Source organism: Streptomyces sp. B1I3, from assembly GCF_030816615.1.
Classification (GTDB): domain Bacteria; phylum Actinomycetota; class Actinomycetes; order Streptomycetales; family Streptomycetaceae; genus Streptomyces.
The window spans coordinates 4,929,473-4,946,882 of sequence record NZ_JAUSYD010000001.1 but is presented as its reverse complement, the minus strand read 5'-3'; the positions used below and the strand labels follow the sequence as shown (position 1 = coordinate 4,946,882).

Annotated in this window: 11 protein-coding genes and 3 rRNA genes; 2 read left to right on the top strand and 12 right to left on the bottom strand. The window is 66.9% G+C overall.

All coding sequences use genetic code 11. The annotated features are described in order from the left end of the window. Positions 1 to 93 precede the first annotated feature (93 nt). From rrf to QFZ58_RS22665, 4 genes are all read right to left on the bottom strand, one after another. Positions 94 to 210 (bottom strand): 5S ribosomal RNA (rrf, locus tag QFZ58_RS22680). Between the two features lie 79 nt (positions 211 to 289). After that, positions 290 to 3,414, bottom strand: a 23S ribosomal RNA gene (locus QFZ58_RS22675). A 298-nt stretch (positions 3,415 to 3,712) separates the two neighbouring features. Beyond that, positions 3,713 to 5,238: ribosomal RNA gene (locus QFZ58_RS22670) — 16S ribosomal RNA — on the bottom strand. Together the 16S, 23S and 5S rRNA genes form the textbook arrangement of a ribosomal RNA operon. Before the next feature lie 698 nt (positions 5,239 to 5,936). Next, positions 5,937 to 6,944, bottom strand: coding sequence for a stage II sporulation protein M (locus tag QFZ58_RS22665; protein ID WP_307126735.1), 1,008 nt, complete (start codon positions 6,942 to 6,944; stop codon positions 5,937 to 5,939). Positions 6,945 to 7,061: 117 nt separating this feature from the next. Between QFZ58_RS22665 and QFZ58_RS22660 the strand changes: the two genes are divergently transcribed. After that, positions 7,062 to 8,063, top strand: a complete 1,002-nt coding sequence (locus QFZ58_RS22660) for an RDD family protein (protein WP_307126734.1) — start codon at positions 7,062 to 7,064, stop codon at positions 8,061 to 8,063. On the opposite strand, the gene QFZ58_RS22655 is transcribed toward QFZ58_RS22660, so the two are convergent. The 8 genes from QFZ58_RS22655 to QFZ58_RS22620 all read right to left on the bottom strand — a co-directional run bounded on the left by QFZ58_RS22655 (position 8,060) and on the right by QFZ58_RS22620 (position 16,628). Continuing rightward, positions 8,060 to 8,686 (bottom strand): hypothetical protein, encoded by a 627-nt coding sequence (locus tag QFZ58_RS22655; protein ID WP_307126733.1) that lies wholly within the window; start codon positions 8,684 to 8,686, stop codon positions 8,060 to 8,062. The two genes, QFZ58_RS22660 and QFZ58_RS22655, sit on opposite strands and share 4 nt — an antisense overlap. Positions 8,687 to 8,812: 126 nt before the next feature. Further along, positions 8,813 to 10,270, bottom strand: coding sequence for an adenosylhomocysteinase (ahcY, locus tag QFZ58_RS22650; RefSeq protein WP_307126732.1), 1,458 nt, complete (start codon positions 10,268 to 10,270; stop codon positions 8,813 to 8,815). 255 nt (positions 10,271 to 10,525) lie between these two features. After that, a complete protein-coding gene (locus tag QFZ58_RS22645) occupies positions 10,526 to 11,542 on the bottom strand; it encodes a cation diffusion facilitator family transporter (protein ID WP_307126731.1) in 1,017 nt (338 codons plus the stop codon). An 87-nt stretch (positions 11,543 to 11,629) separates the two neighbouring features. Continuing rightward, positions 11,630 to 12,802 (bottom strand): mannose-6-phosphate isomerase, class I, encoded by a 1,173-nt coding sequence (manA, locus tag QFZ58_RS22640; protein ID WP_307126730.1) that lies wholly within the window; start codon positions 12,800 to 12,802, stop codon positions 11,630 to 11,632. A gap of 200 nt (positions 12,803 to 13,002) precedes the next feature. Continuing rightward, positions 13,003 to 14,139, bottom strand: a complete 1,137-nt coding sequence (locus QFZ58_RS22635; protein WP_307126729.1) for an SIS domain-containing protein — start codon at positions 14,137 to 14,139, stop codon at positions 13,003 to 13,005. A gap of 63 nt (positions 14,140 to 14,202) precedes the next feature. Continuing rightward, positions 14,203 to 14,385 carry a Trm112 family protein gene (locus QFZ58_RS22630; protein ID WP_307126728.1) on the bottom strand — a complete coding sequence of 61 codons (183 nt, stop codon included), beginning with the start codon at positions 14,383 to 14,385 and terminating at the stop codon, positions 14,203 to 14,205. Positions 14,386 to 14,645: 260 nt separating this feature from the next. Continuing rightward, on the bottom strand, positions 14,646 to 16,013 hold the full coding sequence (locus tag QFZ58_RS22625) for a phosphomannomutase/phosphoglucomutase (protein ID WP_307126727.1): 1,368 nt from the start codon (positions 16,011 to 16,013) through the stop codon (positions 14,646 to 14,648). A 186-nt stretch (positions 16,014 to 16,199) separates the two neighbouring features. After that, positions 16,200 to 16,628 carry a DUF3499 domain-containing protein gene (locus tag QFZ58_RS22620; RefSeq protein ID WP_307128959.1) on the bottom strand — a complete coding sequence of 143 codons (429 nt, stop codon included), beginning with the start codon at positions 16,626 to 16,628 and terminating at the stop codon, positions 16,200 to 16,202. 271 nt (positions 16,629 to 16,899) lie between these two features. Here QFZ58_RS22620 and QFZ58_RS22615 point away from each other — a divergent pair, with 271 nt between their 5' ends. Next, the gene (locus QFZ58_RS22615) at positions 16,900 to 17,328 is read left to right on the top strand and encodes a metallopeptidase family protein (RefSeq protein WP_307126726.1); all 429 of its coding nucleotides are present in this window, start codon (positions 16,900 to 16,902) and stop codon (positions 17,326 to 17,328) included. Positions 17,329 to 17,410: the final 82 nt, after the last annotated feature.

The following is a 17,410-nucleotide window of genomic DNA, read 5'->3' as shown; positions in this document are numbered from 1 at the left end:
GATCGGGAGCAGGGAGGAGTTGTCTCTCCCGGCCGGGTCGTGAACGCAGAAAAGCCCCGTGCCACAAGGGCACGGGGCTTTCCCGGAATAATTGTTCGGCGGCGTCCTACTCTCCCACAGGGTCCCCCCTGCAGTACCATCGGCGCTGAAAGGCTTAGCTTCCGGGTTCGGAATGTAACCGGGCGTTTCCCTAACGCAATGACCACCGAAACACTATGAAATTAACCAACACCGGATGAAAACACGGCCGTTCGTTATTTCAGAACTAACACAGTGGACGCGAGCAACTGAGGACAAGCCCTCGGCCTATTAGTACCAGTCAGCTCCACCCGTTACCGGGCTTCCACATCTGGCCTATCAACCCAGTCGTCTACTGGGAGCCTTAACCACTCAAGGTGGTGGGAATACTCATCTTGAAGCAGGCTTCCCGCTTAGATGCTTTCAGCGGTTATCCTTTCCGAACGTAGCCAACCAGCCATGCCCTTGGCAGGACAACTGGCACACCAGAGGTTCGTCCGTCCCGGTCCTCTCGTACTAGGGACAGCCCTTCTCAATATTCCTACGCGCACAGCGGATAGGGACCGAACTGTCTCACGACGTTCTAAACCCAGCTCGCGTACCGCTTTAATGGGCGAACAGCCCAACCCTTGGGACCGACTCCAGCCCCAGGATGCGACGAGCCGACATCGAGGTGCCAAACCATCCCGTCGATATGGACTCTTGGGGAAGATCAGCCTGTTATCCCCGGGGTACCTTTTATCCGTTGAGCGACAGCGCTTCCACAAGCCACTGCCGGATCACTAGTCCCGACTTTCGTCCCTGCTCGACCCGTCGGTCTCACAGTCAAGCTCCCTTGTGCACTTACACTCAACACCTGATTGCCAACCAGGCTGAGGGAACCTTTGGGCGCCTCCGTTACTCTTTAGGAGGCAACCGCCCCAGTTAAACTACCCATCAGACACTGTCCCTGATCCGGATCACGGACCCAGGTTAGACATCCAGCACGACCAGAGTGGTATTTCAAGGACGACTCCACAACCACTGGCGTGGCCGCTTCAAAGTCTCCCACCTATCCTACACAAGCCGAACCGAACACCAATATCAAACTATAGTAAAGGTCCCGGGGTCTTTCCGTCCTGCTGCGCGAAACGAGCATCTTTACTCGTAGTGCAATTTCACCGGGCCTATGGTTGAGACAGTCGAGAAGTCGTTACGCCATTCGTGCAGGTCGGAACTTACCCGACAAGGAATTTCGCTACCTTAGGATGGTTATAGTTACCACCGCCGTTTACTGGCGCTTAAGTTCTCAGCTTCGCACACCCGAAAGTGCACTAACCGGTCCCCTTAACGTTCCAGCACCGGGCAGGCGTCAGTCCGTATACATCGCCTTACGGCTTCGCACGGACCTGTGTTTTTAGTAAACAGTCGCTTCTCGCTGGTCTCTGCGGCCACCCCCAGCTCATGGAGTAAATCCAATCACCAGTGATGGCCCCCCTTCTCCCGAAGTTACGGGGGCATTTTGCCGAGTTCCTTAACCATAGTTCACCCGAACGCCTCGGTATTCTCTACCTGACTACCTGAGTCGGTTTAGGGTACGGGCCGCCATGAAACTCGCTAGAGGCTTTTCTCGACAGCATAGGATCATCCACTTCACCACAATCGGCTCGGCATCAGGTCTCAGCCTTAATGTGTGACGGATTTGCCTACCACACGGCCTACACCCTTACCCCGGGACAACCATCGCCCGGGCTGGACTACCTTCCTGCGTCACCCCATCGCTTACCTAATACAAGTCTGGTTCGTCGGCTCCACCACTACCCTCAACTCCGAAGAGATCGGGCCGGCTTCACGGACTTAGCATCGCCTGATTCAGTATTGGGCGTTTCAAAGCGGGTACCGGAATATCAACCGGTTGTCCATCGACTACGCCTGTCGGCCTCGCCTTAGGTCCCGACTTACCCTGGGCAGATCAGCTTGACCCAGGAACCCTTAGTCAATCGGCGCACACGTTTCTCACGTGTGTATCGCTACTCATGCCTGCATTCTCACTCGTGAACCGTCCACAACTCGCTTCCGCGGCTGCTTCACCCGGCACACGACGCTCCCCTACCCATCCATACTCCCGTTGGGGATATGTGTATGAATGACACGACTTCGGCGGTACGCTTGAGCCCCGCTACATTGTCGGCGCGGAATCACTTGACCAGTGAGCTATTACGCACTCTTTCAAGGGTGGCTGCTTCTAAGCCAACCTCCTGGTTGTCTCTGCGACTCCACATCCTTTCCCACTTAGCGTACGCTTAGGGGCCTTAGTCGATGCTCTGGGCTGTTTCCCTCTCGACCATGGAGCTTATCCCCCACAGTCTCACTGCCGTGCTCTCACTTACCGGCATTCGGAGTTTGGCTAAGGTCAGTAACCCGGTAGGGCCCATCGCCTATCCAGTGCTCTACCTCCGGCAAGAAACACACGACGCTGCACCTAAATGCATTTCGGGGAGAACCAGCTATCACGGAGTTTGATTGGCCTTTCACCCCTAACCACAGGTCATCCCCCAGGTTTTCAACCCTGGTGGGTTCGGTCCTCCACGAAGTCTTACCTCCGCTTCAACCTGCCCATGGCTAGATCACTCCGCTTCGGGTCTAGAGCGTGCAACTCAATCGCCCTATTCGGACTCGCTTTCGCTACGGCTTCCCCACACGGGTTAACCTCGCTACACACCGCTAACTCGCAGGCTCATTCTTCAAAAGGCACGCAGTCACGACTGCATGTGCAAGCACATACAGCGACGCTCCCACGGCTTGTAGGCACACGGTTTCAGGTACTATTTCACTCCGCTCCCGCGGTACTTTTCACCATTCCCTCACGGTACTATCCGCTATCGGTCACCAGGGAATATTTAGGCTTAGCGGGTGGTCCCGCCAGATTCACACGGGATTTCTCGGGCCCCGTGCTACTTGGGTGTCTCTCAAACGAGCCGTTGATGTTTCAGCTACGGGGGTCTTACCCTCTACGCCGGACCTTTCGCATGTCCTTCGCCTACATCAACGGTTTCTGACTCGCCTCACAGCCGGCAGACTGTGAAAGAGAGATCCCACAACCCCGTATGCGCAACCCCTGCCGGGTATCACACGCATACGGTTTGGCCTGATCCAGTTTCGCTCGCCACTACTCCCGGAATCACGGTTGTTTTCTCTTCCTGAGGGTACTGAGATGTTTCACTTCCCCTCGTTCCCTCCACACTGCCTATGTGTTCAGCAGCGGGTGACAGCCCATGACGGCTGCCGGGTTTCCCCATTCGGAAACCCCCGGATCAAAGCTTGGTTGACAGCTCCCCGGGGACTATCGTGGCCTCCCACGTCCTTCATCGGTTCCTGGTGCCAAGGCATCCACCGTGCGCCCTTAAAAACTTGGCCACAGATGCTCGCGTCCACTGTGCAGTTCTCAAACAACGACCAGCCACCCATCACCCCACCCTTACAGGCGAGTTCACTGGGGCCGGCAACCGAAGGCGACCTCACGGCCATACCTTCAGATACCCAACAGCGTGCCCGACACAATCAACCCGTTCTCGTGTTCCACGCCGAAGCAGTACTAACGAAAACCAGCCAACCGTGCCGAATAGTCAACGTTCCACCCATGAGCAACCAGCACCGAACATTCGCCGGTGTACTGGCCTCTGACCCGGAAAACCGGGTAAGAAGTGCTCCTTAGAAAGGAGGTGATCCAGCCGCACCTTCCGGTACGGCTACCTTGTTACGACTTCGTCCCAATCGCCAGTCCCACCTTCGACAGCTCCCTCCCACAAGGGGTTGGGCCACCGGCTTCGGGTGTTACCGACTTTCGTGACGTGACGGGCGGTGTGTACAAGGCCCGGGAACGTATTCACCGCAGCAATGCTGATCTGCGATTACTAGCAACTCCGACTTCATGGGGTCGAGTTGCAGACCCCAATCCGAACTGAGACCGGCTTTTTGAGATTCGCTCCGCCTCGCGGCATCGCAGCTCATTGTACCGGCCATTGTAGCACGTGTGCAGCCCAAGACATAAGGGGCATGATGACTTGACGTCGTCCCCACCTTCCTCCGAGTTGACCCCGGCAGTCTCCTGTGAGTCCCCATCACCCCGAAGGGCATGCTGGCAACACAGAACAAGGGTTGCGCTCGTTGCGGGACTTAACCCAACATCTCACGACACGAGCTGACGACAGCCATGCACCACCTGTATACCGACCACAAGGGGGGCACCATCTCTGATGCTTTCCGGTATATGTCAAGCCTTGGTAAGGTTCTTCGCGTTGCGTCGAATTAAGCCACATGCTCCGCTGCTTGTGCGGGCCCCCGTCAATTCCTTTGAGTTTTAGCCTTGCGGCCGTACTCCCCAGGCGGGGAACTTAATGCGTTAGCTGCGGCACCGACGACGTGGAATGTCGCCAACACCTAGTTCCCAACGTTTACGGCGTGGACTACCAGGGTATCTAATCCTGTTCGCTCCCCACGCTTTCGCTCCTCAGCGTCAGTAATGGCCCAGAGATCCGCCTTCGCCACCGGTGTTCCTCCTGATATCTGCGCATTTCACCGCTACACCAGGAATTCCGATCTCCCCTACCACACTCTAGCTAGCCCGTATCGAATGCAGACCCGGGGTTAAGCCCCGGGCTTTCACATCCGACGTGACAAGCCGCCTACGAGCTCTTTACGCCCAATAATTCCGGACAACGCTTGCGCCCTACGTATTACCGCGGCTGCTGGCACGTAGTTAGCCGGCGCTTCTTCTGCAGGTACCGTCACTTTCGCTTCTTCCCTGCTGAAAGAGGTTTACAACCCGAAGGCCGTCATCCCTCACGCGGCGTCGCTGCATCAGGCTTTCGCCCATTGTGCAATATTCCCCACTGCTGCCTCCCGTAGGAGTCTGGGCCGTGTCTCAGTCCCAGTGTGGCCGGTCGCCCTCTCAGGCCGGCTACCCGTCGTCGCCTTGGTAGGCCATCACCCCACCAACAAGCTGATAGGCCGCGGGCTCATCCTTCACCGCCGGAGCTTTTAACCCCGTCCCATGCGGGACAGAGTGTTATCCGGTATTAGACCCCGTTTCCAGGGCTTGTCCCAGAGTGAAGGGCAGATTGCCCACGTGTTACTCACCCGTTCGCCACTAATCCACCCCGAAAGGCTTCATCGTTCGACTTGCATGTGTTAAGCACGCCGCCAGCGTTCGTCCTGAGCCAGGATCAAACTCTCCGTGAATGTTTTCCCGTAATCGGGATCACAACACGAGAGCGGAACAACCGATCGGAATAAGAACGGTTGTTCACAGCGTCCTCGCTGTTGTTGCCTACCGGACCGGTAAAGGCCGGCAGGACTTTTTCAAAGGAACCACCAACCTGCCGAAGCAGGCCGGGGTATCAACATATCTGGCGTTGACTTTTGGCACGCTGTTGAGTTCTCAAGGAACGGACGCTTCCTTCGGTCCCGTTTCACCGGGGCCCTCCGGGCGCTTCCCTTCGTTCTTGCGTTTCCGACTCTATCAGACTCTTTCGTGTCCGATTCCCGGCCGAAGCGGGTTCCTGCTGTTTCGCTTTCCAGTTCTTCGCTTTCGCGTTTCCCTTTCCGGCGAGTCCGACTTTACCAGACTCTTTTTCGTTCCGTTTCCGGTCCGAGTTCGATTCCAGCGGCCTACGGAGGGCCTTTGCCTTTCGGCTGACTCGACTTTATCAGAAGCAAATCGACCGAACCTAATCGGCTGTTTGCTCGAAAGAGAAGAATCGATCGGCTCTACGAGGGCTCTGCCCTCGACACGAGCGAAATGAACTTCAACCGTTCCCGACCGGACGTGTCCAGTTCGTCGGAACTGTTTAAATCTACCTCCCCACGCGAACTGTGTCAACAGTTCTTGCGGGCCAGCAGAGACTAGCAGGTCAGCGGCCGTCGTCGCACATCGGCCGTCAGGCGGCGGAGGGCAGCTCGGCGCTCTGTTCGGCCGCGTCGACGTCGCCCGTCTCGCCGGCCCGGGCCGCCCGCCCTCCCAGTACGTAGACGTACGCGAGGAAGACCAGTTCGGCAACGACACCGATGGTGATCCTTCCCCAGGTGGGCAGGCCCGACGGGGTCACGAAGCCTTCTATGACCCCGGAGACGAACAGGACCAGTGCCAGGCCGATGGCCATGCCTATGGCGGCCCGGCCCTGTTGTGCCAGGGCCGCCCTCCGGGTCCGGGGTCCCGGGTCGACGACGGTCCAGCCGAGGCGGAGGCCGGTCCCCGCCGCGACGAAGACAGCGGTCAGCTCGAGCAGGCCGTGCGGCAGGACGAGCCCCAGGAAGGTGTCCAGGCGGCCGGCCGACGACATCAGGCCGATGCCCACGCCGAGATTGAGGACGTTGACGAAGAGGATCCAGACCACCGGAACACAGAGGAAGGCGCCCAGCACCAGACACATCGCAGCGGCCTGGGCGTTGTTCGTCCAGACCTGGGCGGCGAACGAGGCGGCGGGGTGACTGGAGTAGTAGGTCTCGTACTCTCCGCCCGGCCGGGTCAGGCTGCGGAGGTCCTCCGGTGCGCCGATCGCCGCCTGCACCTCCGGATGCGTGCCGATCCACCAGCCGATGACGGCTGCCAGGAGGGTGGAGAGGACGGCCGTCGGCACCCACCAGTGCCGCGAGCGGTAGACGGCGGCGGGAAAGCCCGCGGTCAGAAAACGTGCGACGTCGCGCCACGAAGCGCGCCGGGTGCCCGTCACGGTCGAACGGGCCCGCGCCACCAGCTGTGTGAGGCGGGCGGTCAGCGAGGGATCCGGGGCGCTGGACCGGAGCAGCGACAGGTGTGTGGCTGTGCGCTGGTAGAGGTCGACGAGTTCGTCCGCCTCCGCACCGGTCAGACTGCGGCCGCGGCGCAGGAGGTGGTCGAGGCGGTCCCACTCGGTGCGGTGGGTGGTCACGAAGACGTCGAGGTCCATGGTCGGCTGCTGCTCCAGGCATGGGTGCGTACGGGTCCGTACTACGGCGCGCTGCGGGTCAGCTTGGCAGACTGATGTCTGCGCGGGCAGGGAAGGGCGGCGAGGGGTGGGGTGGCGATGAATGAGCTCGTGACCGGGGACGCGGTCGTACTGGGGTTGCAGCCGGCGAGGCTGCCGAGCCGGGCGTTGGCGATCGCCATCGATCTCGCGGTGGTCGTGACGGCGTTCGTCCTCGTGTCGATCGGTACGGCGCTGGCGACCGTGGCGCTCGACGAGGCGGCGAGTGCCGCGATCGCGGTCGCCACCTTCCTCCTGGTGCTCGTGGGCGGGCCGATCGCGGTCGAGACACTCAGCCACGGTCGTTCGCTGGGCAAGTTGGCCTGCGGACTGCGCGTGGTGCGGGACGACGGCGGTCCGATCCGGTTCCGGCACTCGCTCGTCCGCGGGTCGATGGGCGTGGTCGAGATCCTGGGGACGCTCGGCGTCGTGGCCTGTGTCTCCTCCCTGGTCTCGGCCCGTGGGCGGCGGCTCGGTGACGTGTTCGCCGGGACGCTCGTCGTACGTGAGCGCGTGCCGTCCGGGCGGGCCGCCGCCGTGCCCCCTCCCCCGCCGTGGCTCGTGGGCCGTTTCGCGCAGCTGGACCTGTCGGGTGTCCCGGACGCTCTCTGGCTGGCGATACGGCAGTACCTCACGCGGATGCACCAGCTCGAGGCCGGAGTGGGCCGGTCGATGGCCGAGCGGCTGGCCGCCGATCTCGCCGCCCGTACGGGGGCTCCGGTGCCGCAGGGGGTGCCGGCGCCCGCGTATCTGGCGGCCGTGGTGAACGAGCGGCAGGCGCGGGATGTCAGGCGCGTGGTCGCTGCCGCCGGCCGCGGTGCCCCGGCACCGGGCCGCACCGGTCAGCCCCACGGAACGCAGGCGGGAACCGGGCCCTGGGCCGCGCCCGCGGGATTCCCGCCGGGACCGGCCATGGCTTTTTCCCCCACCACGACGGCCACCGCGGCGCCCGGGCCGACAGGACCGGTGCCCGGGCCGCCCGCCACCGCGCCGAACGGCGCGGTGGCGGGCGCGCCGGAGGGCTCGGTCACGACCGGGACCGGCTTCGCCCCGCCCGCCTAGGCGGCCGGGGACGGCGGCGGCGAAGGCGGTGTTTCGAGGTCCTCCAACTCGATGCCAGGAGCTGTCAGGACCACGTCACCGGCGATGTGGACGGTGTGCTGATCGCCGGTGTCCAGTGCGTTGACCTGGTACTCGTCCACGATCAGAGGGCCGCTGTCAGTGGCGTGCGCTTCACTGTTCACCAGCGCCCAGGACTGGTCGACGGTCCGGGGCGCGAGCACCGGATCCGTGAAGGTGACCAGGCGGACCCGGGTCGCGGGGGAAGCGGGGGTGAGGCGCAGGAGCCGGGCGGTCGCGACGAGGAAGGCGGGGGACGTGCCGGAGAAGGTGTGAGCGCGGACGTTGCCTTCGGTGGCGTGAGTGCCGCTCGGGTCGGTCCGTACCCATGTGACGCCGTCGAGTGCGGCGCCGCGGACCTGCCAGCTCGCGGTGTGCAGCTCGAGACGGATGGGGCGGCCGAGTTCGTCCAGGGCCAGATCGACGGAGCCCAGGTCGTCGCCGGAGGGGGCCGTCGTCCGGGAGACGTAGCGCCAGCCGGAAGGGCCGGGGGCGCAGTGGAAGTGTTCTTCGCCGAGGGGGGTGTGGTCGTGGAGGTCGTGGAGCGAATAACGGCCGCGGGGCATGGGGTCCTTCGGGTTCCTCGAGCTGTGCGGGTGCGATAACGGGGCAGGCCCCCGGCACGGGGGTGCGGGGGCCTGCGCTCGGATCTGCTGCTGCGAGGGCGCGCCGGCCACCGGCCGGCGGGCGGCTCAGTAGCGGTAGAGGTCGGACTTGTACGGGCCGTCCACGGAGACACCGATGTACTCGGCCTGCTCGGGGCGCAGGGTCGTGAGCTTCACGCCCAGCGCGTCGAGGTGGAGACGGGCGACCTTCTCGTCCAGGTGCTTCGGCAGCACGTAGACGTCGGTGGGGTACGCCTCGGGCTTGGTGAACAGCTCGATCTGGGCCAGCGTCTGGTCCGCGAACGAGTTGGACATGACGAACGAGGGGTGACCCGTGGCGTTGCCGAGGTTCAGCAGGCGGCCCTCGGACAGCACGATCAGGACCTTGCCGTCGGAGAACGTCCAGGTGTGGACCTGGGGCTTGACCTCGTCCTTGACGATGCCGTCGATCTTGGCCAGGCCGGCCATGTCGATCTCGTTGTCGAAGTGGCCGATGTTGCCGACGATGGCCTGGTGCTTCATCCGGGCCATGTCACCGGCCATGATGATGTCCTTGTTGCCCGTCGTCGTGATGAAGATGTCCGCGGTCTCCACGACGTCGTCGAGGGTGGCGACCTGGTATCCGTCCATCGCGGCCTGCAGGGCGCAGATGGGGTCGATCTCCGTGATGATCACCCGGGCGCCCTGGCCGCGCAGGGACTCCGCACAGCCCTTGCCCACGTCGCCGTAGCCGCAGACGACGGCGGTCTTGCCGCCGATCAGGACGTCGGTGGCGCGGTTGATGCCGTCGATCAGCGAGTGGCGGCAGCCGTACTTGTTGTCGAACTTCGACTTGGTGACCGCGTCGTTGACGTTGATCGCCGGGAAGAGGAGGGTGCCGTCGCGGTGCATCTCGTACAGCCGGTGCACACCGGTCGTCGTCTCCTCGGTCACCCCGCGGATCTCGGACGCCAGCTGGGTCCACTTCTGCGGGGACTCACCGAGGGTGCGGTTGAGCAGCGTGAGGATGTGGGCGTACTCCTCGCTGTCCGCGGTCGACGGGTCCGGCGCCGAGCCGGCCTTCTCGAACTCGACACCCTTGTGGACGAGGAGGGTGGCGTCGCCACCGTCGTCCAGGATCATGTTCGGGCCGCCGGTGGGGGTGTTGGGCCAGGTCAGCGCCTGTTCCGTGCACCACCAGTACTCCTCCAGGGACTCACCCTTCCAGGCGAAGACCGGGACTCCGGCGGGAGCCTCGGGGGTGCCGTTCGGGCCGACAGCGATGGCGGCCGCGGCGTGGTCCTGGGTGGAGAAGATGTTGCAGGAGGCCCAGCGGACCTCCGCGCCCAGGGCGACGAGGGTCTCGATGAGCACGGCGGTCTGCACCGTCATGTGCAGCGAACCGGTGATGCGGGCACCTGCCAGCGGCTGCGTGGCGGCGTATTCCTTGCGGATCGACATCAGGCCGGGCATCTCGTGCTCGGCGAGGGTGATCTCCTTGCGCCCGAAGGCGGCAAGGGAGAGGTCGGCGACCTTGAAGTCCTGGCGGTTGGCGGCCGTCGTCATAACGGGCTGCTCCTGGTGGGTCGAGGGTGGGCTGGCTGGCTGCGGCGGCACGGGCATACGGATGCCCGGTCGATCGCAGTGCAGTCCGTCGGAGGCCCTCTCTCCCTCGGCCGGCCCGCGTCCGCGAACCGATCGACCGCCATCAGCAGCGACGTCTGGTACTGAGACGAATCTACACCGAACGGCCCAGCGAGCCCCAGCCCGTCCGGGCATCCGGGGCCGGCGCAGGGCCGTCCGGGGCCGATCTCCAACGTGTCAGTGGCCGGATCCGGTCGGTGCGGAGGGAGAGGACGGCCCGCTCGGGTCGGCCGGGACCGGCCCGCCGGGGGCCTTGTCCGGGTCGGCGCCCGCGGCAGCGGCCGCCTCGTCGTAGATGTCGGGCTCGAGGTAGATGACCCGGGCGATCGGGACAGCCGTCCGGATGCGCGTCTCCGCTGCGTTGATCGCCTCGGCCACCTCGGCGGCGGACTCCTCGGCCCGCACCGCGATCTTGGCCGCCACGAGCAGTTCTTCAGGGCCGAGGTGGAGCGTACGCATGTGGATGATGCGGGTGACGGTGTCCCCGTCGACCACAGCGGTCCTGATCTTCTCCACGTCCTCGATGCCGGCCGCCTCACCGAGCAGCAGCGACTTCGTCTCCGCGGCGAGAACGATCGCGATCACGATCAGCAGGATGCCGATGCACAGGGTGCCGATGCCGTCCCACACGCCGTTTCCGGTGCCCAGCGCCAGGCCCACGCCGCCGAGGGCCAGGATCAGGCCGATGAGCGCTCCGAGATCCTCGAGGAGGACGACGGGAAGCTCGGGGGCCTTGGCGCGGCGGACGAACTGCGTCCAGGACAGCGTCCCGCGGGTGACGTTGGACTCGGCGATGGCCGTACGGAAGGAGAAACCCTCCGCGATGATCGCGAAGACCAGCACACCGACCGGCCAGTACCAGGCCTCGATCTCGTGCGGGTGCTTGATCTTCTCGTACCCCTCGTAGACCGCGAACATGCCGCCGACCGAGAACAGCACGATGGAGACGAGGAAGGCGTAGATGTACCGCTCGCGCCCGTAACCGAAGGGGTGCTGGGGCGTCGCCTCGCGCTGGGCCTTCTTGCCGCCGAGCAGCAGGAGCCCCTGGTTGCCCGAGTCCGCCAGTGAGTGGACGCTTTCCGCGAGCATCGACGACGAGCCGCTGAACAGGAACGCCACGAATTTGGCCACCGCGATCGCGAGATTGGCGGCGAGTGCCGCCACGATCGCCCTGGTTCCGCCTGACGCGCTCATGGGTGCCTGGTGTCCCTTCCTCGATGCTGCGGCACGGACGCCGCGGTACGGCCCGACATTGTTGCAGCCGCTGGTGCGGACGGTACGTCAGACCACCACGGTGGCCCGGAACAAGGTTCCCGTACCGGACACTTCGACCTTTTCTTCCGCCGGGACGAACACCGATTCACCGGCCGCGAGAGTCAACTCGCCCACCAGGGGGGCGCCCGCCGTGCAGAGCAGGATCTGCGGAGTGACCGCCGTCAGGTCGACGGGTGCTCCGCCGGCGGTGAGGACGTGGCGCGAGAGCCGGAACTCGTCGACCGGCGTCTCGTAGAGCTCCTCTCCGGAGGGCGCCGCCTCCGGTCGCAGCACACCCGGCTCGGTGGGCTCGAAACGGACGATGCGCAGCAGTTCAGCGACGTCGACGTGCTTGGGGGTCAGTCCACAGCGCAGCACGTTGTCGGAGTTCGCCATGATCTCGACTCCGAGGCCTCCCAGGTAGGCGTGGGGCACACCGGCCCCGAGGAACATGGCCTCGCCGGGCTGCAGCTGTACGTAGTTGAGCAGCATGGCCGCGATGACACCCGGGTCGCCGGGGTAGTGGTGGGCGATCTGCGCGTACGGGGCGTGGGTACCACCGAGCCGTCCGGCGGCCTCGGCCGCCTCGCCGACCGTGCCGGCCATCTCGGCGGGGTCCGCCGTGAGGACCGCCGTCAGGACTTCACGCAGGGCCGCCTCCTCGGGGCGGGCGCGGAGCAGGTCGACGTACGGCTTCAGTGAGTCGACGCCGAGTGCCTCCATCAGCTCCGCGGCCTCGGCCGGCCTGCGGAAGCCGCAGAGTCCGTCGAAGGGCGTGAGGGCGCAGATCAGCTCGGGCTTGTGGTTGGCGTCCTTGTACGTGCGCTGCGGCGCGTCGATCGGAACGCCCCGGCGCTCCTCGTCCTCGTACCCCTCCTGCGCCTGCGCGAGGTCCGGGTGGACCTGCAGGGAGAGAGGGGCGCCCGCCGCGAGCAGCTTGAGCAGGAAGGGGAGGCGGGGGCCGAAGGCGCGCACGGCTGCCGCGCCCAGTTCGCGTTCGGGGTCGGCCGCGATGACGTCGTCGAGGGCCTGTTCCACACCGTCACCCGCGGGACGGGTGAGACGCGAGGGGGCTCCCGGGTGGGCTCCCATCCACATCTCGGCCTGCGGTTCGCCCGTGGGGGCCGTGCCGAGCAGCTCGGGGATGGCCGTGGTGGAGCCCCAGGCGTAGGGGCGCACGGTGTTGGAGAGCCGGTCCATGGGAATTCGTCCTCATCGGATGCGTGGGTTACAGGGGATGCGCAAGACGGGGCTTACAGGGACGCGCGAGACGGGCGTGGGGTCTCACGCGGTCGGGCCGCGCAGGACGGGCGGCGGAGCAAGGGACGGGCGGGACGGCTCGGACGCGCGGGCGCGTGAGGCCGCCGCACGCAGCGGAGACGGGCCCCGGAGGTACTCCGTCACACCCGGTTGTCGGAGGCGAGGGAGAGATAGACGGCGGCGAAGTCGGTGATCGCGAGGAGCTCGGCGAGGGCTTCGAGTGCGCTGCCGTCCTCGGGCTCGATCTCGCTGATCGCCGTCTCGTGGCCGAGAGCCAGTTCCCGTGCCGCGGGCGCCGCGGTGAGACCGCCGGTGGGCCGGTCACGGAGCAGGACGACGCGCGCCCGCATCGCTTCGGGTTCGTCCACCCGGTCGCGGAAGAAGTCGTCCGGGTCGGCCCCTGCCGCGAACGCTCCGGCGAGCAGCGCCCCGTGCGAGGGCAGCGCCTCGGGGAGCTCGGCCACGAGGGCCGGGCGGCCGGCGAGCTCGGCCAGCACGGCGGCGAAGCGGCGTCCGACCGGACCTGCGGTCTCGCCCTCCGTCCAGACGAGCGGCAGGCTGTCGGCCAGTTCCGCGGCCAGGGTCTTGGCCGGGTTGCCGTACGTGGCGATGGCCGGGCCACAGCGTTCGGCCGTGCGGTCGAGGCGATCGGCGACCTTCTGGAGACCGTCGGCGGGCGCGTCGACCAGGCCCAGCCGGTCCAGCAGGGCCAGCAGCGGGGTGAGCAGCGCCCAGAGAGTCCCCGGGCCGGCGGCGGAGGTCTCGGCGTCGTACTCCCCGTGCGGGGCTGCGGCCATCGGCACGACGAGGCCGTGGACTCCGTCGACGGCCTCGCGCAGCGGCGACCGGACGGGCGCGACGGCCACGACCGTGCAGCCGCGGCGGTACGCCTGCTCGGCGAGAAGGGCGAGGCCGGGCTCCGAACCGTCCGCCGTGGCGATGAGCAGCAGGTCCACCGATCCCGCCCACCCCGGCAGCGCCCAGCGCAGGGCCCCGGCTGCCGCGGCGACCCCGGTGGGACGGATCTGGGTGACGGGTGCGGCGGCGCCCGCGAGTGCGCCGATCAGGTCGGCGACGCCACGCGCGGCGGTACCGGGGCCCGCGACGAGGACGGCCCGCGGCCGTCCTTCGGGAGCCAGGCCCTCGATGCCCGCTTCCGAGGCGTGCCGGGCGGCGGTGCGGACCCGGGCGCCGGCCTCGGCCGCGCCGCGGAGCAGACCGCGCCGGTCGGCTCGGGCCAGAGCTTCCGGGGCGTCGAGCAACGACTCGTCGAGCATGGCGGTGGGCCTCCGATCACCGTGCTGATCAGGTACGGGACGCGGGGTGCGCGTGTCCCGGCGTTAGGCGGGGCGGCGGGCCTCGTCGACGAGCAGCACCGGGATGCCGTCCCGCACGGGGTAGGCCAAGCCGCAGTCCGTGCCGGTGCAGACCAGCTCGGGGTCGTCGGCTGCGGACCGGTCGTCGAGCGCGGCGTGGCAGGCCGGGCAGGCGAGGATGTCCAGGAGGCCGGCTTCGAGCGGCATGGGGTGGGTCCCTTCGGGCATGCGGTACGGATCGGGTGCGGACCGATCGGGGTCCGCGCGCCGGGGCCTCGTCAGCCTACCGCCGGGCCGGGAGGGACGCGGCGCGGCGGGCCCGGTCCGGCCGCGCATCCGCCGGTGGAGCGGCGGCACCGAGGCCCTCGGGGTCCGTCCGGACCGATCGCCACGAGCCGGACGGCAGGGGTGTCAGGATCCGGACGGCCGGATACATCGCCACATCGCTACGGTCCGGGCGCCAGGTTTCAGGCGCGGACCAGGGCCAGGACCTCGTCGCGTACCGCCGCCATCGTCTTCCCGTCACGGGCCTCGACGTTCAGGCGCAGCAGCGGCTCCGTGTTCGAGGCGCGGAGGTTGAACCACCAGTCGGTGCTCGTCACGGTGAGTCCGTCGAGTTCGTCGAGGGACACGTCGTCGCGGTTCCCGTACGCCGCCCTGATCGCCGCGAGCCGGTCCGCCTGGTCGGCGACGGTGGAGTTGATCTCGCCGGAGCCCGCGTAGCGGTCGTAGCGGTCGACGAGCCCGGAGAGGGGGCCCTCCTGTCCACCGAGCGCGGCCAGCACGTGGAGGGCGGCCAGCATGCCCGTGTCGGCGTTCCAGAAGTCGCGGAAGTAGTAGTGGGCGGAGTGCTCGCCGCCGAAGATCGCCCCGTGTTCGGCCATCTCCGCCTTGATGAAGGAGTGGCCGACGCGCGTGCGGACGGGCTTGCCGCCGTGCTCGCGGACGACTTCGGGGACCGACCAGGAGGTGATCAGGTTGTGGATGACCGTGCCCGTGCCGCCGTTGCGGGCGAGCTCCCGAGCGGCGACCAGGGCGGTGATCGCGGACGGGGAGACGCCCTCACCGCGCTCGTCGACGACGAAGCAGCGGTCGGCGTCACCGTCGAAGGCGAGGCCGAGGTCGGCGCCCTCGGCGAGGACGCGGGCCTGGAGGTCGACGATGTTGCCGGGGTCGAGCGGATTGGCCTCGTGGTTCGGGAAGGTGCCGTCCAGTTCGAAGTACATCGGGACGAGTTCGAGGGGGAGGCCGGCGAAGACGGTCGGGACGGTGTGGCCGCCCATGCCGTTGCCCGCGTCCACGACGACCTTGAGCGGGCGGATCCCGGAGAGGTCGACGAGGCCCAGCAGATGTGCGGCGTAGTCGGCGAGGGTGTCGCGCTCGGTGATCGTGCCCGGGGTGGTGGTGGTCGTCGCGGGGGCGCCGTGCTCCGACCACTCCTCGACGAGGGAGCGGATCGTGGTCAGGCCGGTGTCCTGGCCGACGGGCGCGGCTCCCGCGCGGCACATCTTGATGCCGTTGTACCGCGCCGGATTGTGCGAGGCCGTGAACATCGCTCCCGGCAGGTCCAGCGCCCCCGAGGCGTAGTACAGCTGGTCGGTCGAGCAGAGCCCGATGAGGGTGGCGTCGGCCCCGCGTGCCGTCGCACCGCGGGCGAAGGCCTGGGCCAGGCCGGGCGAGGAGGGCCGCATGTCGTGACCGATGACGATGGCGTCCGCGTCCGTGACCTGGACGAAGGCGGCGCCGAACAGTTCGGCCAGCGACTCGTCCCACTGGTCGGGCACCACTCCGCGCACGTCGTACGCCTTCACGAGCTGCGACAGGTCAGCAACCACGGCCGGTCCTCCTGGGGGGTCTTTACGGACCGCCCAAACTACCCGGCGGCCCCGCACATCCCGTCAGGGGAGCGTCCGGCCCTCGCGCCCGGCCACCACGACGGGGCGTCGGGCCAGGTGCGGGCAGCACGGAGAACGCGGCGCGGGAAGGACGGAGGAACGCGCGCGGGAAGGACGGACGGGCCGTCAGGAGTCCGGGGAGCGCAGCACCCGGAGGTGGCCGCGGCGCGCGACCTCGACCGGATCCGCGGTACGCGGCCCCCGGCCGCCCGTTTCGGGCGCCCGTTCACGGGGCCTGGCCGCTTCCCTCACGGCGTTGGCAAGCGCTTCCAGGTCGTCACCGCTGGGGTGGGTGGGCCCGGAGGGGTCGGAGAGCCGGACGACTTCCCAGCCGCGCGGCGCGGTGAGCCGCTCCCCGTGCTCGGCACAGAGGTCGTAGCAGTGGGGCTCGGCATAGGTGGCGAGCGGGCCGAGGACCGCGGTCGAGTCGGCATAGACGTACGTCAGTGTCGCGACGGCGGGACGGCCGCACGCGGTTCGCGAACAGCGACGTACAGGGCTCACGATGTTGGACGGTACCGCACTCTTGAGCGGGCTGCGACGACTCTGGCTCAGGTCGCACCCTCGTGTCGCCCTGCGAGGCCCGGACCGAAGCGATTCTTCCGGGCTGCCCTGACCTGCGCGGCAGCCGGTTCGCGCGGCCTGGGACCGCTTGCCTCCCGGTCGCCGGGGAGTACCTGAGGAGTCATTCGGCGAAGGCTCGGCGATCGAATGAGGGGCCGGATCCGGACTCATCCCTGGCCGAAATGTTCAGGTGTGGACATCGAGCCGACCTGCGGAGCACCCGTGATCCGCCCGGCGGGAGGAGGGTTACGCTGCGTCGGTGATGGACAGTCCCGTACCTCCCCACCCGTCCGAGCCACGGCCCCGTCGCCGCGACCGTCACGGCCGCGGTATGCGCGGGCCGGTCGCCCCGCCCCAGGTGCCGTTGTCCGTCAGCAGGGCGGAAAGCTTCCGCGACCTGGTCCAGGATTCGGTGGAGCGGCTCGAACGGCGCTGGCCCCAGCTGGCGGATGTCGACTTCCTGGTCCTCGACGTGCCGGGGTCGCTGGAGGAGAGCGTGCCGCTGGGCCGCGCGGTGTCCGCAGCGAAGGGGCAGCCGGCCCAGATCGTCATCTACCGGCGTCCCCTCGAGATCCGCACCAAGGGCCGCGACGAGCGCGCCCTGCTCGTGCACGAGGTCGTGGTGGAGCAGGTCGCTGAGCTGCTCGGCCTCTCGCCCGAGTCGGTCGACCCACGCTACGGCCAGGACTGAGCCCCGGGCACCGGCATGGCCCGTTCGCCGGGCTGCGGGCAGGGCCGGGCCTCCTCCCCCAGGAGCCCTCGGTCCTGCCCGC